The 21,143-nt window shown below is 59.1% G+C and carries 20 protein-coding genes; 8 read left to right on the plus strand and 12 right to left on the minus strand.

Annotated features, from left to right (window positions below; genetic code table 11):
• Positions 1-24: 24 nt before the first annotated feature.
• Positions 25-738: a murein tripeptide amidase MpaA gene (gene mpaA / locus NWP14_RS06005; RefSeq protein WP_346431621.1), complete on the plus strand. Its 714-nt coding sequence runs from the start codon at positions 25-27 to the stop codon at positions 736-738.
• Here the strand turns inward: mpaA and ycjG are convergent.
• Positions 729-1,694, minus strand: coding sequence for an L-Ala-D/L-Glu epimerase (gene ycjG / locus NWP14_RS06010; protein WP_375214980.1), 966 nt, complete (start codon positions 1,692-1,694; stop codon positions 729-731). The two genes, mpaA and ycjG, sit on opposite strands and share 10 nt — an antisense overlap.
• A gap of 103 nt (positions 1,695-1,797) precedes the next feature.
• Here ycjG and tpx point away from each other — a divergent pair, with 103 nt between their 5' ends.
• A complete protein-coding gene (gene tpx, locus NWP14_RS06015) occupies positions 1,798-2,304 on the plus strand; it encodes a thiol peroxidase (protein WP_095097151.1) in 507 nt (168 codons plus the stop codon).
• 57 nt (positions 2,305-2,361) lie between these two features.
• Here tpx and NWP14_RS06020 read toward each other — a convergent pair whose 3' ends face one another.
• The 8 genes from NWP14_RS06020 to pspA form a co-directional block, all read right to left on the minus strand.
• Positions 2,362-3,432, minus strand: coding sequence for an AbrB family transcriptional regulator (locus tag NWP14_RS06020; protein WP_189339827.1), 1,071 nt, complete (start codon positions 3,430-3,432; stop codon positions 2,362-2,364).
• Positions 3,433-3,501: 69 nt separating this feature from the next.
• Positions 3,502-5,043, minus strand: a complete 1,542-nt coding sequence (gene tyrR, locus NWP14_RS06025; RefSeq protein WP_375214981.1) for a transcriptional regulator TyrR — start codon at positions 5,041-5,043, stop codon at positions 3,502-3,504.
• Between the two features lie 187 nt (positions 5,044-5,230).
• Positions 5,231-6,292 carry a TIGR01620 family protein gene (locus NWP14_RS06030; protein WP_375214982.1) on the minus strand — a complete coding sequence of 354 codons (1,062 nt, stop codon included), beginning with the start codon at positions 6,290-6,292 and terminating at the stop codon, positions 5,231-5,233.
• Complete coding sequence (locus NWP14_RS06035) at positions 6,289-7,686, minus strand: YcjX family protein (RefSeq protein ID WP_095097142.1); 1,398 nt, start codon at positions 7,684-7,686, stop codon at positions 6,289-6,291. Before NWP14_RS06035 ends, NWP14_RS06030 begins: the two co-directional genes overlap by 4 nt.
• Positions 7,687-7,808: 122 nt before the next feature.
• Positions 7,809-8,027, minus strand: a complete 219-nt coding sequence (gene pspD, locus NWP14_RS06040; RefSeq protein WP_095097140.1) for a phage shock protein PspD — start codon at positions 8,025-8,027, stop codon at positions 7,809-7,811.
• Between the two features lie 18 nt (positions 8,028-8,045).
• Positions 8,046-8,405, minus strand: a complete 360-nt coding sequence (gene pspC, locus NWP14_RS06045; protein ID WP_095097137.1) for an envelope stress response membrane protein PspC — start codon at positions 8,403-8,405, stop codon at positions 8,046-8,048.
• Positions 8,405-8,629, minus strand: a complete 225-nt coding sequence (pspB, locus tag NWP14_RS06050) for an envelope stress response membrane protein PspB (RefSeq protein WP_041145218.1) — start codon at positions 8,627-8,629, stop codon at positions 8,405-8,407. Before pspB ends, pspC begins: the two co-directional genes overlap by 1 nt.
• Before the next feature lie 141 nt (positions 8,630-8,770).
• Positions 8,771-9,436 carry a phage shock protein PspA gene (pspA, locus tag NWP14_RS06055; RefSeq protein WP_041147594.1) on the minus strand — a complete coding sequence of 222 codons (666 nt, stop codon included), beginning with the start codon at positions 9,434-9,436 and terminating at the stop codon, positions 8,771-8,773.
• A 151-nt stretch (positions 9,437-9,587) separates the two neighbouring features.
• On the opposite strand from pspA, the gene pspF reads away from it, so the two are divergent.
• Positions 9,588-10,577, plus strand: coding sequence for a phage shock protein operon transcriptional activator (pspF, locus tag NWP14_RS06060; RefSeq protein WP_375214983.1), 990 nt, complete (start codon positions 9,588-9,590; stop codon positions 10,575-10,577).
• Here pspF and NWP14_RS06065 read toward each other — a convergent pair.
• Both NWP14_RS06065 and NWP14_RS06070 read right to left on the minus strand, forming a co-directional pair.
• Positions 10,568-11,959 (minus strand): MFS transporter, encoded by a 1,392-nt coding sequence (locus NWP14_RS06065; RefSeq protein WP_375214984.1) that lies wholly within the window; start codon positions 11,957-11,959, stop codon positions 10,568-10,570. The genes pspF and NWP14_RS06065 overlap by 10 nt on opposite strands.
• Positions 11,960-11,984: 25 nt before the next feature.
• A complete protein-coding gene (locus tag NWP14_RS06070) occupies positions 11,985-13,154 on the minus strand; it encodes a M20 aminoacylase family protein (protein WP_375214985.1) in 1,170 nt (389 codons plus the stop codon).
• A 173-nt stretch (positions 13,155-13,327) separates the two neighbouring features.
• Here NWP14_RS06070 and NWP14_RS06075 point away from each other — a divergent pair, with 173 nt between their 5' ends.
• Entirely contained in the window at positions 13,328-15,640 is a 2,313-nt protein-coding gene (locus tag NWP14_RS06075) for a helix-turn-helix transcriptional regulator (RefSeq protein ID WP_375214986.1), read from the plus strand.
• A gap of 1 nt (position 15,641) precedes the next feature.
• Here the strand turns inward: NWP14_RS06075 and NWP14_RS06080 are convergent, their stop codons facing one another.
• Positions 15,642-16,484: a helix-turn-helix transcriptional regulator gene (locus NWP14_RS06080; protein WP_375214987.1), complete on the minus strand. Its 843-nt coding sequence runs from the start codon at positions 16,482-16,484 to the stop codon at positions 15,642-15,644.
• 97 nt (positions 16,485-16,581) lie between these two features.
• Here NWP14_RS06080 and NWP14_RS06085 point away from each other — a divergent pair, with 97 nt between their 5' ends.
• The 4 genes from NWP14_RS06085 (at position 16,582) to NWP14_RS06100 (ending at position 20,619) form a co-directional block, all read left to right on the plus strand.
• Positions 16,582-17,487: an SDR family oxidoreductase gene (locus NWP14_RS06085; protein ID WP_331835377.1), complete on the plus strand. Its 906-nt coding sequence runs from the start codon at positions 16,582-16,584 to the stop codon at positions 17,485-17,487.
• A 166-nt stretch (positions 17,488-17,653) separates the two neighbouring features.
• Positions 17,654-17,941, plus strand: coding sequence for a hypothetical protein (locus NWP14_RS06090; RefSeq protein WP_095097122.1), 288 nt, complete (start codon positions 17,654-17,656; stop codon positions 17,939-17,941).
• A gap of 502 nt (positions 17,942-18,443) precedes the next feature.
• Positions 18,444-18,758 carry a PTS sugar transporter subunit IIB gene (locus NWP14_RS06095; RefSeq protein WP_375214988.1) on the plus strand — a complete coding sequence of 105 codons (315 nt, stop codon included), beginning with the start codon at positions 18,444-18,446 and terminating at the stop codon, positions 18,756-18,758.
• A gap of 292 nt (positions 18,759-19,050) precedes the next feature.
• On the plus strand, positions 19,051-20,619 hold the full coding sequence (locus NWP14_RS06100) for an EAL domain-containing protein (protein WP_095097113.1): 1,569 nt from the start codon (positions 19,051-19,053) through the stop codon (positions 20,617-20,619).
• Positions 20,620-21,143: the final 524 nt, after the last annotated feature.

Genomic DNA, 21,143 nt, shown 5'->3' on the forward strand with positions numbered 1-21,143 from the left:
AATAACCTGCTAACAGGATGCCCTATGCCCGTTTCTCGTCCCCGTACCCAGCGCGGCGCCTTTCCGCCCGGCACCCAGCGCTACGGTCAGTCGCACCTTGGCGCGCCGCTGCTGTGGTTCCCCGCGCCGCTGGCCGATAGCCGCAGCGGCCTGATTCTTGCCGGCACTCACGGCGATGAAAACTCGTCGGTGGTCACCCTCTCCTGCGCGCTCCGAACCCTGAAGCCCGAACTGCGTCGTCATCACGTCGTGCTGGCGGTCAACCCCGACGGCTGCCAGCTGGGGCTGCGCGCCAACGCGCGCGGCGTCGATCTCAATCGCAATTTTCCCGCAGCAAACTGGAAAGAAGGGGAAACGGTCTATCGCTGGAACAGCGCGGCCGAGCAGCGCGACGTCGTACTGCTGACCGGCGAAAAGCCCGGCTCGGAGCCGGAAAGCCAGGCCCTGTGTCAGCTGATCCACCAGATCCACCCGGCGTGGGTGGTCTCGTTTCACGATCCGCTGGCCTGCATTGAGGATCCGGGCCACAGCGAGCTCGGGCGGTGGCTGGCCGACGCGTTCGCCCTGCCGCTGGTCGGCAGCGTGGGCTATGAAACGCCCGGCTCTTTCGGCAGCTGGTGCGCCGATATCGGCCTGCCGTGCATCACCGCAGAGTTTCCGCCGATATCCGCCGACGAGGCCACGGAAACGTACCTGCAGGCGATGATCGACCTGCTACGCTGGCACTCTCAAAGATGAAGAACGCCGGTGCTGAAATGCAGCGCCGGCTCCACGTCAACGGCCAGCCAGGTCGGGCCATCGAGATCGGCGAAACGCGCCAGCGGGGCCAGCGGCAGCGCCGCTGAAATCGCCCGCGAGGTGCAGAGCATACAGCCGAGCATGCGCTCAAAGCCCTGCTGCTCCGCCTCCTGCGCGAGGAACAGCGCTTCGGTCAGGCCACCGGTTTTATCGAGCTTAATGTTGACCATCTCATAGCGCCCGCGCAGCCGCGGCAGGCTGTCGCGGGTGTGGCAGCTCTCATCCGCGCAGATGGGCAGCGGATGAATAAAATTCTCCAGCGCCTCATCGGCATCCGCCGGCAGCGGCTGTTCCAGCATCGCCACCCCGATATCGGCCAGCAGCTGGCAGCGCGCCGCCAGGCCATCGCTGTGCCAGGATTCATTGGCGTCAACAATCAGCGTGGCCTCCGGCACCGCGCTGCGAATGGCGATCAGCCGTTCGCTGATAAGGCGATCGTCCAGCTTGACCTTCAGCAGGCGCGCGCCCTTTTCCCACAGCGCCGCAGCGCTGGCCGCCATTTGCTCCGGCGTACCGATCACCACCGTCTGCGCCGTCACCACCCGGTTCGGCAACGCAATCCCCAGCAGCTGCGGGATGCCTTTGCCCACGCTACGCGCCTGCAGATCCCACAACGCGCAATCGACGGCGTTACGCGCCGCCCCCGCCGGCAGCAGATGCTGAAGCTGCTCGCGGGTCGCGCCGCTTTCCAGCTGCTCGCCGATCGTCAGAATTTGCGCCATCACCGAGGCAATGCTCTCCCCATAGCGCGGGTACGGCGTGCACTCGCCGACGCCTTTAACGCCGTTCTCCTCCACCTCAACGACCACCACCTTCGCCTCGCTACGGCTGCCGCGGGCGATCACAAACGGAGTATGCAGCGGCCAGGCTTCTTCGTACACTCGCAGGTTTCGCATTCCCAGGTTCCTCCAGGGGAAACATTAAATAGGATTTGCCGTGCTGATAACGGATGTCATACACTACCCGTGACGTTAACTATATGTAAACAGGAAGATAAACATGTCACAAACCGTGCATTTCCAGGGCAACCCCGTTGCCGTTCAGGGCACCATTCCGCAGGCAGGCGCTAGCGCGCAGCCGTTTACGCTGGTCGCCAAAGATCTCTCCGACGTCGCGCTGAGCCAGTTCGCCGGCAAACGTAAAGTACTGAATATTTTCCCAAGCATCGATACCGGCGTGTGCGCGGCATCGGTACGTAAATTTAACCAACTGGCATCCGAGCTGAACAACACCGTTGTGCTGTGCATCTCAGCCGATCTGCCGTTCGCTCAGTCTCGCTTCTGCGGCGCTGAAGGCCTGAACAACGTCGTAACCCTGTCGACGCTGCGCGCACCGCAGTTCCTGGCTGATTACGGCGTTGCCATTGCTGCTGGCCCGCTGGCCGGTCTGGCCGCTCGCGCAGTGGTCGTTGTTGATGAGAATGACCAGGTTGTTTACAGCCAGCTGGTGAATGAAATCACCGAAGAACCAGACTACGATGCGGCCCTGGCTGCGCTGAAAGCGTAATCAGGTCTCTTCCTCGGATCGCGCACCACGCCCGGCCCGAATGCTCTAAGCCCTCGTTTATCGAGGGCTTTTTTCTTTTCGCGGCGCATTACGGGAAATAAACCGCGCAATCGCCGGACCGGTCAACAGGATGGTGAACAGGCGCAGGGTCTGCATCGCCATGATAAACGACATATCGGCCCGCGTTCCCGCCGCAATAATCGCCACCGTATCCAGGCCACCGGGACTGGTCGCCAGATAGGCGGTCATAAAATCGAGCGGCAGCACCTGCGTCAGGCCAAACGCCATCAGCGAACAGAGCAAAATCAGGCCGATAATGGAAGCGAGGATCTGCGGCAGGGTCTTCAGCGCCAGCAGAAAAATCGCCCGATTAAATTTTAGCCCAACGCTCCAGCCAATGGCGGCATAAGCCAGCGCCAGCAGCCATTCCGGCAGCTCCAGCATCAGCCAGCCCTCTCCCTGCACCAGCGCCCCCGCCAGCATCGGCAACAGCATCACGCCGGAAGGAAAGCGCATGCGCAGGCCCAGCCAGCCGGCGGCGGCGGTCAACAGCAGCGTCAGCGGCAGCTGCCAGCCGATGGCGGGAAACCAGACGATCTGCTGGTTCATCTCCTGCGCCTCGCCGCCAAGGGCAAAGCGTACCACCAGCGCCGCAGCGCCGGCGACGAACAGCACCCGCAGATACTGCATTAAGGCCACCAGCCGCACGTCGGCGCCGTAATCCTGCGCCATAACCACCATCGCCGAGGCGCCGCCCGGCGAGCTGCCCCACGCGCCGGTTGCCCCGGGCAGCGAGCTGTAGCGCACCAGCAGCCACCCGGCCAGCGCGCTGAAGGCCAGCGTGGCGAAGAGAATAAACAGTACCAGCGGCCAGTGGCCGAGAAGCACGCCAAAGATTGAGGGCGTCAGGGTTTGGGCGATCATGCAGCCAATAATGGCCTGAGCGGCGATAAAAAAGGGCCGAGGCACGCTGATTGTCGCGCCGCGCAGGCTAAAGATGATGCCGGCGATCATCGGGCCCAGCAGCAGCGCCGCGGGCAGGTGCAGCCAGAACAGCACAAACGAGAGCGCGGCGGAGAGGGTCAGGAGTTTCAGCCACGACAGCAGCGGGCCAGGCGAAGTTAACATCTGAATTCCTGGAAAATAAGCCTGCAGCGCATTCGCCGACGGTCAGCGCCGCCGGCGAACGAGGCTGCTCTATTCTTCACCCTTCTTCTGGCTGAGGCCATACTCGCGCAGCTTATTGGCAATCGCGGTATGAGAAACCCCCAGACGTTTCGCCAGTTTACGGGTGCTCGGGAAGCTACGATAAAGCTGGGTCAGGACGGAACGCTCAAAGCGACGGGTAATATCGTCCAGCGAGCCTTCCATTGCCTCTTCGCCTACCGGTAGCGAAGCGACGTCGCTATCCGGCAGCAGGATATCCTGGGGCCGCATTTCGTAGCCATCAAGCTGCGTCAGCGCACGATAAACCGCGTTCTTCAGCTGGCGAACGTTGCCCGGCCAGCTATAGCGGGTCAGCACCGTACTGAGATCGGCGGAGAGCTTCGGCCGCGGGATCCCCTGCTCATCGGCAAAGCGGGCGACGAACAGTTCAGTCAGCGGAATGACATCCTGCGGGCAGTCGCGCAGCGGTGGTAAATGCAGGGTCAGGACGTTGAGGCGGTAGTAAAGATCTTCGCGGAACAGCCCCTTCTGCACCATCTCCACCAGATTTTTCTGGGTGGCGCAGATCACCCGCACGTCGACGTGAACCTCGTGGTCTTCCCCCACCCGGCGGAAGGTTCCGTCGTTAAGGAAACGCAGCAGCTTAGTTTGCATGCGCGGCGACATTTCGCCGATCTCATCCAGCAGCACCGAGCCGCCGTTAGCCTGCTCAAAGAAGCCTTTTTTGCCCTGAATGGCATCGCCAAACAGCTCGCTTTCCACCGCATCTTCCGGGATAGAACCGCAGTTCAGCGCCAGATAGGGTTTGCTTGCCCGCGGGCTGGCGAGGTGGCAGGCGTGCGCCAGAAGATCTTTACCGGTACCCGTGTCGCCGACGATCAGCAGCGGCGCGCTGAGCATCGCCAGCTTGCGGGCCTGCTCAACCACATGGCGCATTTTCGGGCCGACGGCGAGAATCTGGCTGAACGCGCTGGTATCCTGGGTGGTCATGGTCTGCAGCTGACGTCCCATGCGTACGGTGGAACGCAGCATTGCCACCGCGCCGGTCAGCACGCGTTCGCCATGCTCACCTTCGAGGTACACCGGGGTAATCTCCAGCACAAAGTTCTGCCCGCCGATCACCACATGTTCGCTATGCGACTCCAGCGGGCTGCTTTCCAGCCAGCGCTGGACGTTAAAATCGGTAATCAGCTGCGCAACCGGATGATTACGCAGCCGCTCCGGGCTTTGCGCAAACAGCTGGCAGCTGACGGGGTTCGCCAGCTCGACTTTCCCTTTGGTATCCAAAGAGAGCACCGGTTCCGGCATCGCGACCAGCAGCGCCGACAGCGCAAGATGCTCACGCTCCGACGGCATCCACGGTACGGTACGCACGTCGGTAACGCCGGCGATACGGCGGATTTCCGCCATCAGGCTGCTGAAGTTAGCAAACTCCAGCTCGGCAAAATTAAGATAGATTCGGCCAATAGGGTCGATGTCGATGCCGCGGAGATCGATCCCCCGCAGCACCAGCAAATCGAGCAATTCACGGGTCAGACCAAGACGGTCTTCACAAAAGACTTCAAGACGCATAGGAGTTTTCACCCTAAAAAGGCCAATGACGGATGAATAATAGGACAGTTATTTGCTGGCGTGAAGATAGCTGTCAACAAATATTGACAGTATGGCGGAAAAACGGCCGTTGTGGCGTAAAGGCAGGCGATTAAACGCGGGAATTAGCCGCAGGCCGCCGGGAAGCGACGACCTGCGGCTAAGCAGATTATTCCGGGCGGGCTTTGCTTTTTTGCAGCGTATCTTTCAGCTGACCGATCAGCTCGCGGCGGAAATCCCCCAGCCGTGGCTTATCGTCAGCGATCCACGGCAGCGGGCGGCACAGCTCCATCGCTTTGATCCCCAGCCGCGCGGTGAGCAGCCCGGCACCGATGCCCTGCGCCGCGCGGGCCGATAGCCTGGCCGCCAGATCCTGCGACATCCAGTCCATACCAACCTCCCGCACCAGCTCGCTGGCGCCGGCGAAGGCAATATTCAGCAGCACCAGACGGAACAGGCGCAGGCGGCTGTAGTAACCCAGCTCGATACCGTACAGCGTGGCAATTCGGTTAATGAGGCGTAAATTACGCCAGGCGATAAACGCCATATCCACCAGCGCCAGCGGGCTGACGGCGATCATCAGCGTCGATTCCGCCGCCGAGCGGCTGATTTCCCGCCGCGCCTGGGCATCCAGTACCGGCTGAACCAGCCGGGCATACAGGCTCACGACTTCACGATCGCTTTGCGTTTCGTGGATCGCGGCATACCAGCGCTGGAGAGCCGGATGCGCCTGATCGAGCCCCGCCTGCTGGGCAAGCTTCTCGCAAAACGCCCGCCCTTTTCCTACCGCATGGCTGTGCATCAGATCGCGGGCCTCATCGCGCTCATGGGCACGCTGGCGCAGACGCCACAGGCGCCGCCATTCGGTGGCAACGGAACCGACGCCCGCGCCAACAATCAGCGCACCGGCCGCACAGCCGCCGAGCGCAATCCAGTCCTGAGTCTGCCATGCGGTCATCGTCCACTGTACGCCCTGCGCCACCACGCTGACGCCAAATATCGCCAGCCCGGCGCTGACCATCCGCCGCCACAGGCTGCGCTTCGGCCGCAGAACCGATTCCACCACCGCTTCCGCCGTACCCTCTTCGTCTTCTGTCAGCAGGTCGACCCGCGCGGGGGCGAACTTTTCCGCGTCAGCGCCGGCAAACGCGCGCGCAGATTTCAGCGCTTCGGTTTGCTCCGCCTGCAGCGGTCCGTTGAAATCAACGCGCGGTTTTAACGGTTCGCTCATCGCAATTTATCTCCAATCAAAAACTCAAGCGCCGCGTCCAGGCGAATATGCGGCAGCGGCTTATCGACATCCATCACCCGCGGACGAAAATTCTCAAACTGAAAGCCCTGCTGCTGCCAGAATGCCTGGCCCGGCAGGCGCGCCGGCACTTCGCCTGGGTAGATGGTCAGCGGCTGGCCATCGCTCAGCCGATCGCCGCGCAGGGCGGGAATGTTCTCGCCGTTGACCGCAATCAGCCCGCTCTGGGTGGCCTGAATCGACGCCAGCCCCAGGCAGTCCATGCTGATCCCTTCGAATGCCGCATTTTGCCATGCGTCCTGAATCAGCTGCTGCAGCAGCGACACCATGTTCGCATGCTGATCGACGGTCACGTGATCGGCCTTGGTCGCCGCAAACAGCAGCTTATCAATCACCGGAGAAAACAGGCGGCGGAACAGCGTCCGCTGGCCGTAGTGAAAGCTTTGCATCAGCTGGGTCAGCGCGAGGCGCATATCGTTGAAGGCCTGCGGCCCGCTGTTCAGCGGCTGCAGGCAGTCCACCAGCACAATCTGGCGGTCAAAGCGCAGAAAATGGTCTTTATAGAAACCCTTAACCACCTTCTCACAGTAATACCTGAAGCGCTCGCGCAGCATGCCGGCGTTGCTGTGCTTGTCCGCCTGGGCCAGCCTGGCTTCGCCGACGGCGTCCACGTCCGGCCAGGGGAAGAACTGCAGCGCCGGCGCGCCGGCCATATCGCCGGGCAGCACGAAGCGCCCCGGCTGAATAAAATGCAGCCCTTCGCGCTTGCAGGCGTGCAGGTAGTCGGTCCAGGCGGCGGCAATGTCCGCCAGCCGGTTCTCATCGGCCGGAGCCAGCGGATCCAGCCCTTCGCACAGCTGACGCCAGCGCGCCGACCACTCCGCGCGCTGGCCCTGCAGCAGCCCGGTCATTTGCCGCGACCAGCCGAGGTAGTCCTGCGCCAGCATAGGTAAATCCAGCAGCCATTCGCCGGGGTAATCGACGATTTCCAGATACAGCGTGGAGGTATCCTTGAAGTGGCGCAGCAGCGACTCGCCGGAGCGATAGCGCAGCGCCAGGCGGATCTCGCTGACGCCGCGGGTCGGCGTCGGCCACATCGGCGGCGAGCCGTAGAGCTGAGCCAGCCCTTCATCATAGGTAAAACGCGGAATGCCGAAGTCGCGCTGCGGGACGCGCTTGACGCCCAGCAGGCGCTCTTCTCTGACCGCACTGAGTAGCGGCAGGCGCGCGCCGGAGTGGATATTCAGCAGCTGGTTGACCAGCGCGGTGATAAACGCGGTCTTGCCGCTGCGGCTTAGGCCGGTGACGGCCAGACGCAGGTGCCGGTCAACGCCACGGTTGACCAGCGCATTGAATTCAGTTTTAAGTCGCTTCATTGCCATCCCATGCTATCCGTGATATTTCAGGCTAGTGCTTTGAAGAAAGTGCTTTAATCATAAGCCATTAGGTGGGGATAAGCCGAGAAGTTATAAAGTGCGGCACTGCGCATCCCCGCCCGTTACTTCATGTTGCGGGTTAAACGATTTGCCAGGCGGCTGAGCAGCGGCTCAAGAGCAACCGCCAGCAGCATTTTCACCGGCCGACGCGCAACCGACTTGATTGCCCAGCCGGCAACGCCCGCCGGGCCATAGCGCAGCGCGGTCAGCAGCACCAGCCGGCCGGCGATTTTCAGACCTGGTTTTACTTTTTGTCCTGCCTGCTGCCATTTGATGTTCATAGGTAACCTCAGGTTAAGCTACAGCTGGCGAAAGCGGCTGCGCAGGGTAAAGGTGTCGGAGGTGACGTAGCGCTCCATTTCCCGCAGGCGCCGCTCGCTGGCCGCCAGCTCGCGATCCGCCTCGGCGAGCAGCTCGCCGCTGGCCGGCACCTTCTCGCCGTACAGCTCGCTTTCCGGCATCGGGTCGAGGGCGAACGTCAGGATAACGTATGCCACTACCACAAAGAAAAAGAGACCAAAAATCATCGCCAGTACGGTTATCAAACGCACCAGCTTCACCGGCACATCAAGGTAGTGCGCGATCCCGGCGCAAACGCCCTTCACCATGCCGCGCTGGGGAATTCGCCACAATTTTTTACTCAAATCGAGTCCGCCCATTATTTGTCTCTCCAGTTTGGATGCTCGGCATCAAGAATGTCTTCCAGCGTCTGAATCCGTTCGCGCATGCGCTTTGCGTCATCGGTCAGCTGCAGCAGGCGCTGCTGTTCATTCTGTGACAGGCTGCCGCTGGCAGAGCGATTGTTGTAGTGCAGCCAGAGCCACACCGGCAAAACGAACAGCACAAATAACGTCAGGGGTATGGCAATAAAAAGCGTACTCATGTGTACTCCTTACAGTGAGTGAGCGGCGGCGCGTTACGGCGCCGCGACGCTTCATCCTTCAGGCCGGCGGCATCGTCTGCCCCGCTCTCCCGCCGGGCAAAGCTCCCGCGCAGCGCGGCCTGAAGGATTTTGCGTATGTCATTAGTTATTTTGATTCATTTTGCTTTTCAACGCCGCCAGCTGTTCGCTGATTTCGTCGTCGGCCTTCAGGTCGGCAAACTGCTGGTCCAGCGATTTTTGCTTGCCGAAGCCGTGGCTTTCCGCTTCCGCCTCCATCTGATCGATGCGGCGTTCGAAAGATTCAAAACGCGCCATTGCTTCATCGATTTTACCGCTGTCCAGCTGGCGACGCACATCGCGGGATGAGCTGGCCGCCTGGTGACGCAGGGTCAGGGCCTGCTGACGAGCGCGCGTTTCGCTGAGCTTGTTCTCCAGCTCGCCGATCTCTTTTTTCATCCGCGCCAGGGTTTCATCAACCAGCTGCGCCTCATTTTCCAGGCTGCCGATAAGGTCGGTCAGCTTCTGTTTTTCCATCAGCGCGGCGCGGGCCAGATCGTCTTTATCTTTACGCAGCGCCAGCTCGGCTTTTTCCTGCCATTCGGCCTGCTGCGCGAGCGCCTGCTCAATGCGGCGGCTCAGCTGTTTCTTTTCCGCCAGCGCGCGCGCCGAGGTCGAGCGGACTTCAACCAGCGTATCCTCCATCTCCTGGATCATCAGGCGAACCAGCTTCTGCGGGTCCTCCGCTTTCTCCAGCAGAGAGTTGATGTTGGCGTTCACGATGTCGGCAAAACGAGAAAAAATACCCATAATTTCAATCCTCATAGTTCTGTTATCAGGCATCGGCCTGTGCAGAGACTAATACAAATAGCATGCCAGTTTTTATCTTATTGATTTTAAAAGGCATGGTTGTTATATGCTCAGCGGGTTGCTAAAGTAACCTGGTGAATCACACGACTAAATGGCGAATTTCATCATGGCGGAATACAAGGACAACCTGCTCGGCGAAGCCAACAGCTTTCTTGAGGTGCTGGAGCAGGTCTCACGGCTGGCGCCGCTGGATAAGCCGGTGCTGGTGATTGGCGAACGCGGGACGGGCAAAGAGCTTATCGCCAACCGTCTGCACTTTCTCTCATCCCGCTGGCAGGGGCCGTTTATCTCCCTCAACTGCGCCGCGCTGAATGAGAACCTGCTGGACTCCGAGCTATTTGGCCACGAAGCCGGGGCGTTTACCGGCGCCAGCAAGCGCCATCCGGGACGCTTTGAACGCGCCGACGGCGGGACCCTCTTTCTTGATGAGCTGGCAACCGCCCCGATGCTGGTACAGGAAAAGCTACTGCGGGTGATTGAGTACGGGGAGCTGGAGCGCGTAGGCGGCAGCCAGCCGCTGCAGGTCAACGTGCGGCTGGTGTGCGCCACCAACGCCGATCTGCCGCAGATGGTTGAAAACGGTCATTTTCGCGCCGACCTCCTCGACCGCCTGGCTTTCGACGTGGTGCAGCTGCCGCCGCTGCGCCAAAGGCAAAGCGACATTATGCTGCTGGCAAACCAGTTCGCCATTCAGATGTGCCGCGAGCTGGGGCTCCCGCTGTTCCCGGGCTTTAGCGAGCGGGCGAGCGCGACGCTGTCAGGCTACCGCTGGCCGGGCAATATCCGCGAGCTGAAAAACGTTGTGGAACGCTCGGTTTATCGCCACGGCACCAGCGACAGCGAGCTGGATAACATTATTATTAACCCCTTTCAGCCGCAGCAGCCTCTGCCAGCCGTCGCGGAGCAGACCCCGGACGACCCCGCGCTGCCGCTGGATCTGCGCGCTTTTCAGCAGGAGCAGGAAAAGAGCCTGCTGCAGTCCAGCCTGCTGCAGGCAAAGTACAATCAGAAGCAGGCGGCAGAGCTGCTTGGGCTCACCTACCACCAGCTGCGGGCGTTACTCAAAAAGCATCAGCTATGAACCGTTCGCGGCAGCATCAGCGCACTCACCGCCGTCGATGCCAGGCACAGCGCCGCGTTGAACCACAGCGCGTACTGCGCGGCGCTGGCCATGCCGAGGGGCAGAAATAGCGCGAAAAGTGACGCTGTCACGGCTATTCCCATCGCCCCGCCCAGCGAACTGCCCATTTTGTAAATACCGGAGGCCACTCCAACTTTGTTCTCCGGCGCATTAACCACCGCGGTGTCCGTCGACGGCGTCGCGTAGCAGCCCAGCCCGAGGCCAAACAGCACGTTGCTAAAAAAGACCGTTACGATGTAGAGCGATTTATCGAGAAAAGTGCAGGAGATAAGCAGGATCCCGACGGCGGTAAAAATGGGTCCGGCGATCATCGGCAGCCGCGCGCCGTAGCGCTGCAACAGCTTTTCCCCGACGCGAATCATGACCAGCACGGTGACCAGATAGCCCAGCGTCATCATCCCGGTCTCCAGCGGGGTCATATTGTGACCCTTCTGGAGCCAGATGCTGGTAATCATCATGGTGCCGATAGCGCCGTTGAGCATAAGGTTCGACAGCACCGCCGCCCCGTAGGCGCGATTGCGAAACAGCGCAAAATCGATCAGCGCCGCGTCGCCTTTGCGCCGTCCGCTGTGGATAAAATAGCCGCCCGAAACCAGCGAACCGGCCAGCAGCACCAGCGACAGCCCGCTGCTCCAGCCCCAGCTATGCCCCTTGCTGATAAACAAATTCAGCAGCACCAGCGAAACAATCAGAGTCAGCAGACCGCTGAGATCCAGCTTCTGCCGCTGCGCGCTTTGGCTGCGGCTTTCCGGCGTTCCGCGGAGCAGCAGCAGAGCCGCCAGCGCCACGACGATGGAAAAGACGAAAATCCAGCGCCAGCCAAGACCGGTAGCAATCGCGCCGCCCACGAATGAACACAGGCCGCTGCCGCCCCACGAGCCAATCACCCAGAAGCTCACCGCCCGCTGGCGCGCCTTCCCTTCATACCAGGTTTTAATCAGCGCCAGGGTGGCCGGCATGATGCAGGCCGCCGATAGCCCCTGCAGCACGCGGCCCGCCAGAAACAGCCCCGGGCCCTGGGCCACAACCAGCAGCCCGCTGCCGACAATGCTCAGCCCCAGTCCCAGATTGGTCATGCGCATCCGGCCAAATTTATCCGCCAGCCCGCCGCTGGCCACCACAAAACAGCCGCTGAACAGGGCGCTGAGGCTGACCGCCAGGGTCAGGGTTTCGAGGGAAATATCGAGGCTGCTTTTCATCGCCGGAACGACGTTAATCACCGACTGGGCAAACAGCCAGAACGTCAGCACGCTGAGAACGATACCCGCCAGCAGGCGATCGGTACCGACGAACGACGTTGCGTTCAAAGATACGGAACTCATAATAGGGATCTCCCGTCGCAGGTGATTAACGCAGATACTCTTCCGTCAGGCCGCACCACAGCGCCGCGCCCGGGAGAAGGATCTCGTCGTTGAAGTCGTAGCCGGGGTTATGCACCATGCAGCGTTCCGCTTCATCCCCGGCGCCGATGGTGAAGTAGCAGCCGTGCGGATTGTGTTCGAGCATAAAAGCGAAATCTTCGCTGCCCATAAACGGCTTCACTTCCCCGACCAGCCCGGCGCCGAACAGCGACGTCGCCACCGCCCGAACTCTCTCGTTGGCGGCAGGATCGTTTCTGAGCACCGGGCTGCCGTTGACGTGGGTCAGCGTGGCGGTGGCATTGAAGCTTTCCGCCTGCGCGACGGCAATATCGTGGATCCGCTGCAGCACGGTTTCACGCACCCGCTCATTCAGCGTGCGCACCGTCAGCTTCATCAGCACTCTGTCGTTGATAATATTCGGCGCATGCCCGGCCTGAATACTGCCGACGGTCACCACCGCCGGTTCAAACGGCGTGATATTGCGCGACACGATAGACTGCAACGCCAGCGTGATGTGACAGGCCACCAGGGTTGCATCGACGGTATGCTCCGGCACCGCGCCGTGGCCGCCAACGCCTTTTACCTCGATATGCAGCGTGTCAGAAGAGGCCATCATCGCGCCGTCGCGCAGGCCGATTTTCCCCAGCGCTTGCCCCGGCATGTTGTGCAGGCCAAAAATGGTGTCGCAGGGAAATTTAGCGAACAGCCCGTCCTCAACCATCACCCGACCGCCGTACAGCAGCTCCTCCGCCGGCTGGAAAATCAGATGCAGCGTCCCGCTGAACTGACGGGTGCGCGCCAGATACTCGGCGGCGTAGAGTAAGGTCGTGGTATGTCCGTCATGCCCGCAGCCATGAAAGCGGCCGTCGACCTGGCTGGCCCACGCTTTCCCGCTCGCCTCCTGCATCGGCAGCGCGTCCATATCCGCGCGCAGGCCAAGGCGACGCTCGCCGCTGCCGACTTTTAACGTCCCCACCACGCCGGTACCCGCCAGGCCGCGGTGCACGTCATAACCCCACTGGCCAAGCAGGCGGGCGACCTCATCGCTGGTTTTATGCTCTGCAAAACCAATTTCCGGCTGCTGGTGAAAGCGGCGACGCAGGGCAATAAACTGCGCTTCATTAACCTGTAATGCTTCAATAAGCGGATGTGTCATTTTTATTATTCCTGTTGTTGTGTTTGCGCGACACTTTCGAGTTTATGCTGCCAGACCGGCTTTAATACGCCGTTTTTTGTTTTATATTGACGGGATATTGAGAAGTGTTTTTCATACAAATCGGTTATGACAAAAAATAACACGCTATTTTTTGTCCTTGCCAGGAGATGACGGTGGAACATCATTCAGGCGACTTTAGCGTCGACGTTCGCGATATTCGTCAGTTCAGTCAGCCGGAAGGCGACGCGCTGACGCTGCTGTGGGCATTACAGGGGCACGTCACCCTGCATGACAGCGATGGGGATCATCTGCTGGATGCCGATCGGCTGAAAATAGTGAACCGCAACCGCCCCTGGCGTCTGAGCAGCCGCGTTCCCAACGCGGTGATGATTCTGACGCTCTCCGGCAGCTGGCTGACGCGTCTCGACGGTGATTTCTTCTCCTTCGACTATCAAACTTCGCTCGATACCCGCGATGCGGACGATAGCCTGCGCCGCCTGATGCGTCAGCTGCTGGTAATTGAGCTGGTTAATCACCAGCCCCGCTATCGCCTCGAGGCCAACCGCTGGCTGAGCGAAATCGTCCTGCTGCTGGCTACCCGTTTTACGCAGCCGATCGCCGCCGGCGCGAGGCGCGGAGCGGAAAACTGGAGCCGGCGAATTGCCCGGGTCGTCGCCCGCATAGAGGCCAGCTACCGGCACCGGCTATCGCTGCACGAAGTCGCCGCCGCCGAGTTTGTCTCCGAGGCCTGGCTGTCGCGTCTGTTTCACAAAGAAGTCGGCATGAGCTTTGTGCAGTACATCACCGCGCTGCGCCTGAACAAAGCCGCCGAGCAGCTAATCTGCACCCGTAAAACGGTGCAGCAGGTCGCTCAGGATCACGGTTTTGCCAGCACCCGCATGATGAGCGATCTGTTTAAACGCCAGCACGGTTTGACGCCGCGACAGTATCGCCAGCAGCACCCGCAGCCGATGGCGGAGGCCGCGCGCCCGCGCGCCGGGACCGTGGCCGGCGACGACTGGCAGCCGGTTGCCGTCGAGCGGCTCTACGCCCGGCTAAATGAGCCGGAGATAAAAGGCTGGGACAGCCCGCCGCTGCTGCTCAATCCCCAGCAGACGCGCCAGATTGATATCCGCCAGTTTCCCAACCGCGCGGCGCCGCTGCGCCATACCCGAATGGTCGTCACCGTTCGCGAACTCGACGATTTACTGCGCGAAGACGTGCGCCGGGAGCTCGAACAGCTGCACAGCAGCCTGCCGATTTACGCCATCGATATTAACGATCCCTTTCTCAGCAGCCGGCTGTTCGGCACCGGCTGGGACGACCCGCAGATGGCGGGCTACGCCTGCTGGTATAACCTGCAGCGCATTTTTAGCTGGCTGGCAAAAATGGGCTGGGGGGCGATTTTGCATACCGGGCTGACCACCCGCTGCGACCTGCTCCAGCGTTTCTTACGCCTCGCCGCTAACCATTTTCCCCCCGCCACGCTCGCCAGCTGGCGCTTTGTCTGGCACTGGTCGGCCCAGGCCAGCGCAGAGGCGCGCCTGCACGCCTGGCGTCAGCAGCGTGAAACGCTGCAGGCTTTACTGCCGCAGGCGCAGCTGGGAGTCTGGCACCGTTTTAGCGAAGAGGCGATTAACGACGATCCTTTTCTGCGCTCACCGATCCTTGCCGAAGCCGATTTTCTCGCCTGCCAGGCCGACGCCAACGAGCTGCTGGATCTGGCCCAGCTGGATAGCAGCAGGCTGGCCTCCAGCGAAAGCTATCCGGTCCATAAGCTGCGACAGATCCAGGGCGCCCTGCGCCAGCATCAGCTCACGCTTCCCATCTGGCTGCTGTCGTGGAACACGCTAACCGGCAACACCCGAGACACCAACGGCCGGTTCTTTCGCGGCGCGCTGCTGATGGATAACCTGCTGGGGCTGGCCGATCGGGTGTGGCTGGCGGGATTCTGGCTGAACTCGGGCCTGCAGGGCGAGGCGCGCGCTAACGGCAGGCTGGATACCTCCAGCCTGGCCCTGCATTACCTTCACGGTCTGCCGCGTCCGGTGTACTGGGTTCTGTGGCTGTGGCGGCGCCTGCGCGGCGAAGTGCTGATCGCGGATAAAAACCTGCTGCTGCTGCGCCATAACGGGCACTATCAGCTGCTGTTGCGTAATACGGTGGTGTTCAATCCCTGGCTTTCCAGCGAAGAGACCTTTACCCAGCGCTTCAGCCAGCCCTACAGCATTCAGCTGCTTGGCCTGGCCGGGCGCTGGCGGATAAAGCAGCATCTGTTCGATCAGCATCACGGGGCGCTGTTTCCGCTTTTTGAGGCGTTTCGCAGCCACAGCGGGCCGGATGACGAAGACTTCGGCTGGCTGATGCACCACGCGCGCCCGGCGCTGAGCGTCGCCGAGGAGAGCCCGCAATCGAGCTGGCATCGCGTTGATTCTCTGCAAAGCAACGCGCTGGTGCTATACGAGCTATCTCCGCTGCGTGAATAGCCTATCGGTTTTCTGCCTGCAGCCTCTGCTCCTTGATCCGGGCGTCGATTTTAATCCGGCTCTCTTCGCTGGCCGGGTTGAAAACCATCATGTTCAGATCCGCGCGCCCTTCGACGCTAAAGGTAGAGAACTCCAGCTCAATCATCCCTATCTGCGGGTGGTGCATGCGCTTAAATCCTTCACCGTGCCCGGCGACATCATTACTCCGCCAGTATGCGTCAAACTCCGGGCTTTGGCGGGAAAGCTCGGCAATCAGCCGATCGGTGTCCGGCGAGGCGCCGACCCGCGCGACGTCGGCGCGAAAGGCACTGACGATAAGTCGGGCGACGGCGTGCCACTCCTCCAGCGCGCCGCGGGCCTGAGGATTGGTAAACAGCCGGCGCAGAATATTACGCTCGGCCAGCGGCAGCTGCCCGTAGTCGGTCAGGATGCAGGCCGCGGCGTGGTTCCACGCAATGACGTCCCAGGTCGCCGTTTTGATGATGGCCGGAACGTGGAGTACATCGAGCACGCGCTGTAGGCGCGGCGTAATATCGTCGCTGACGATCAACCGGGACTCCGGCAAATGCCCGAATGCCAGAATAAACAGGTGATCGCGCTCCGGCGTCGTCAGCCTTAGCCCGCCGGCAATGCGGCTCAGCACTTCCCGGGACGGCGCGCCTCCGCGCCCCTGCTCCAGCCAGGTGTACCAGGTCGGGCTAATACTAGCGAGCTGGGCGACCTCTTCCCGCCGCAGTCCGGGCGTACGTCGCCGACCGGCCGGAAAGCCGAACGCGGTCGGATCAAGGCGTAAACGTCGCGCCCGCAAAAATTCGCCCAGTGCCTGGGTTGAGGTGTCGGTCATAGTTAGCCTGTTAGTATTTATACCCTGATAATGTCCCTACTTTTATAGTATCCCGTTAAGACTACCATAGCCTGGATACTCATTCTGGAGGTAGATCATGCGAATTTTTCTCACCGGCGCGACCGGTTTTATCGGCTCGCGTATTCTCACGGAACTACAGGCGGCCGGACATCAGGTCATCGGCCTCGCGCGCTCTGACGCCAGCGCCGCCGCGCTGAAGGCCGCCGGCGCTGACGTCCAGTATGGCACGCTGGACGATCCCGAAACGCTGCTGGCGGCGGTTAGCGCTGCCGATGCGGTGATCCACACCGCCTTTGATCATGATTTCAGCCGCTTTGTCGCCAACTGCGAAAAAGACCGCCGCGTCATTCTCGCCATCGGCAACGCGCTGGCGGGCCGTCACTGTCCATTGATTATCACTTCAGGCACCGCTATGGGCGATGGCGACGACGGGCAGCCGGCGAGCGAGACGAACTTCAATCCCGGACACCCAAACCCGCGCGTGGCCTCAGAGATCGCCGGAAACCAGCTGCTGGAAGCCGGCGTGGACGTGCGGGTAGTGCGCCTGCCGCAGGTCCATGACACTACCCGCCAGGGGCTGCTGACGTACTACATTCAGCTTGCCGCCGAAAAAGGAGTCGCAGCGATCGTCGGCGACGGAAATAACTGCTGGTCGGCGGCGCATCTTAACGATGTGGCCCGGCTGTATCTGCGGGTGCTGGAGCAAGGTGAAAAAGGCCGGCGCTATCATGCCGTTGATGAGGAGGCGGTGGCTTCAAGGCTGATTGCCGAAGTGGTGGCGGAAAAGCTGGGCATTCCGCTTAAATCGTTAGCCGCCGAACAATCTGCGGCGCATTTCGGCTGGTTTTCCGCTTTTGCCAATATGGATTTACGCGCCACTTCCGCCCTTACCCGCCAGCAGCTCGACTGGCATCCGCAGGGCCCAACGCTGCTTGACGATCTGCATAATATGGATTACCGCAGCGTGACAACGTCACGATAAGCGCTATCGCCTTCCCGCTTTACCGCATGCCGGCGGCCCTTCCCGGCCGCCGGCATGCTCGCAGTTCCAAAGCGCGAGCGAAATCGGTTAACGATTTGTAACTGGTAAGATGTTCTAATGTGAACTATCATCTGCGCCATCATCTTTCAATGGACTGAAAACGCACATGATTCCGGTTAACATTCATACCCTTAGTCGCTATGCGGCGCATGTCAGCTTGACCCATACGATGAAAAGCCATCGCTCGCCTGCGCTCTCCGTGATGATGATCTTCTCGGATCTGTGTATTCGCTCAACCCGCGACGCTTATCACCAGCAGGGCTGGAAAATTACCGAGAAACGAAGCGGGCTGGTGCTGCGCACCTTCGTCGCCATTCATCACGACGGCGCCGAGTTAGAAATCACCCCTGGAGAGTATATCGGACGCTATAATCGGCTGCTGCCGCTGGACTGACCCGACCTTTTTTACCGCCTTCTGACCTCACGCCCTTCGGCGACGATCGGCTAAAAAAAATACAAATAAAAAAGACGATTGTCGTATGTTTGTAAGGTTTAGGGTGTATAACAGGGCTCGGACGCCACCAAAGCTAAGACGAGGTGCAGTTGTGGGAATAATTAAAGCCAGCAGTTTAGAACAAGCAGAACAGCTTCTAAAGTCCGGTGAACCCATTAAAATCGAGCTCGATTTTGAGCTCGACTCTGATGCGTTTTTTAACTTTGCTATGGAGTACTGCACAAACGGAACCAAACTGACCCGAAACAACGATCGTTTCGTGGTTTCACGTAAGAAAGTCGTTTCCTGAATGAGCCAGCCTGCGCCATTTTTAGCACCTGCCTGGCGCAGTCTGCGAGTTCCTGTAAAGAGATTAAGCGTTAGCCAAAAAATTGATGGCTAACGCATTTTCGCCGCCAACAGCGTAATAAGGTAAACACGGGACTTCATAGAGGGTTAAACCGTGAAAAAGTTACTGATATGTTGCTTGTTTGGCGAAACGGCGGGTATTTTAGCGAAAAGAATGCAAAAAATAGCCGATACGCAGAATCTGGATCTGTTAATTAGCGCCGTGGGTATTGAGAATTACCCTAGCGTAGCCCCCGCATATGACTGCGTGCTGGTCGCTCCTCACATTCAATACAAAATAAAAGAATTCACCAACGCGCTGAACCATCATCAGGAAATTGCCGTTATTGAGACCTTACCTTATGCATCTTTTGATGGTGAAAAGGTCCTGAAGTTTGCCATCGCCCATATGCCGCAATCACTTTTCTAATATCGCCGTAGCTTTGTATACGCGACGCCGTGCGGATTGACAGTGGATATGCGATCCGCACCGATTTAGCGTCACGCCCGTCGGCGGTGCAATCGGCATAGCCCCTGCGCTTTCTTTCCCTGCTCCCCGGCCTTATCTATGCAAACATGCTCTCCTGCGGCGGATCGCCACTGCCGCCCTGCCAGCCGCCCCCTAATAAAAAGGGAGGTGTCTTTCACGTCCACGGGCAATTATACTCATAGCGCCTGCAGCATATTTCAGGGAACCTGGCACAACATCGCACGGTGGAAAAATGAGCATAAAAGAAAAGAAGATCGCCATTCTGTGCATTGTCTCCTGTTTATTTATTGGCTATCTCAGCGCAAAACTGGCGCTTTACACCTTTGATAAAAATAAAACCGAACAATATTCTAAAAATATATTATCAAGAAGCATTTTAGTCATTAAACAAATCGACGAAATTTATGCTGATAAGGATCGAATATCGCAAAGCCCACCCTGTTCTGCAGATTATTTAAGCAGCATCAGGGCGCTTTTATGGTCTAAATCGCTGCTGAAAGATATTGCGTACATCGACGGTAAAAGCATGCGCTGTTCCGCGCTGTGGGGAACCTTTTCGCCGGCAGAAAATATTGCCGACACCCCCGCCGAAATTAGCTATGGCGGCGGAACATGGTATCTCGATAAAGCGATAAACCAGCAATTCAAAGCCAGCATTTATGCCAAAGGCAACCTCGCCATCACCGTTTCGCCGTTCATTTTCAATCGCTTCACCTCCGACCCGGAAAACAAAAGCATCAGCGCCATCGTGGGCAACTACGATCACAGCCAGCACATCTTCTTTATCGGCAATGAGACCGCGGCGGTACATGACACGGAGCACGGTAGCGGCCATTATAAAAAATACTCCTTATCTAAACTTTGCAGCAAGGAGTACGATCTTTGCGTGGTTTCCGGCATGTCCCCACACGGCATTAAAGATATCCCGTGGGCAATAAAGGCCGCCGTACTGCTGCTATCGACGCTGATTGGCGTACTGCTCTCTATCAGCATTAACCTCTACATCCGGAAAAAAAGCTCGCTCCTCACCAGACTCCAGTTCGCGCTGCGCAACGAGCGGTTCAGCATCGAGTATCAGCCGATAGTCTCACTGGATCGCGGAGAGACGGTGGGCGTGGAAGCGTTAATACGCTGGAAAGATAATGAGCTGGGTATTATTCCCCCGGATGTATTTATTCCCTTAGCGGAGAAACGAGGCGTTATTAACCAAATCAGCAGCTATGTTGTCAAACAGTCAATTAGCGAACTGCATGACATTATCAATAACCACAAAATCTACCTGAGTATTAACGTCAATTCCTCCGACCTGTTCTCTAAATCCTTTAAAGACCATCTCGATATCGTTAGCCAAAAGTTTAATATTCCTGCGCAGCTGATCGCTTTGGAGTTAACCGAGAGGCAGACGGCAAACCTTGCCAGCTTACGGGAGAAAATTGCCCACTTCCGCGCCGCGGGTTATCAGATTGCGCTTGATGACTTTGGTACCGGTTATTCCAATCTCGACTGGTTATCAAAACTGGAGGTGGATAAAATAAAAGTCGATCGCACCATTACGGAGTCGATTGGTACTGACTCTATTAATTCCGTCTTGCTCAATAACATCATCACGCTGCTTAGCAATATGCACAATCAGGTTATCTTCGAAGGCGTAGAGAAAGAACATCAAAAACGCTTTCTTCAACGGCGGATACCGCAGGCCTACGTTCAGGGATGGTATTACGCCAAACCCATGAGCGCCGGCGAACTGAAGAGATATTTATCCACCGCCAGCAATCCGCAGGCGCCCGATCCGGCGCAATAAAATCCCGTTCGCGGTCGGCCCATCAAAACCCTAAGTCGTTGCTAACTGGAGAAGTTAGCAAGAAAAAGATACCATGTCTCACCAGACAAGGCTGCGCCCGGCGCACCCTGAACTTAAGCGCCTTATATTTTTCGGCATTTGCCGTTGGCGTAACCAGAGCGGATGACCCGCCATGCTTCGCATGAAAATTTAAAGAACCTGAATGTGTCCAAAAATACGCCAGCACTCTGCGTTTTGACCGTAGCTGGCCCGCAACAGAGCAAAAGATGAAACCGACCGCCTTATCTGGCCAGGCGCACATCCGCCCGCCGGGCTCTTTACTGCTGATGCTGAACCCTTTTTTATCGTCGTCCTGCCCCGGAATGAGAATGCCAGGGTGGTTTCCGGGATATACTCAAGGTGAAACCCGGCGCGGTCAGGATCGGGCCAGAGCGTTGAGCGGTTCACCGCCAGGCACAGCGGCTAACGACGTCTCAGGACGATAAAGGTGATGAGAAATGTCATTGAATATTAATAAGACAGAG

It is taken from the genome of Klebsiella sp. C349492 (genome assembly GCF_042055345.1).
GTDB classification, from domain to species: domain Bacteria; phylum Pseudomonadota; class Gammaproteobacteria; order Enterobacterales; family Enterobacteriaceae; genus Klebsiella; species Klebsiella scottii.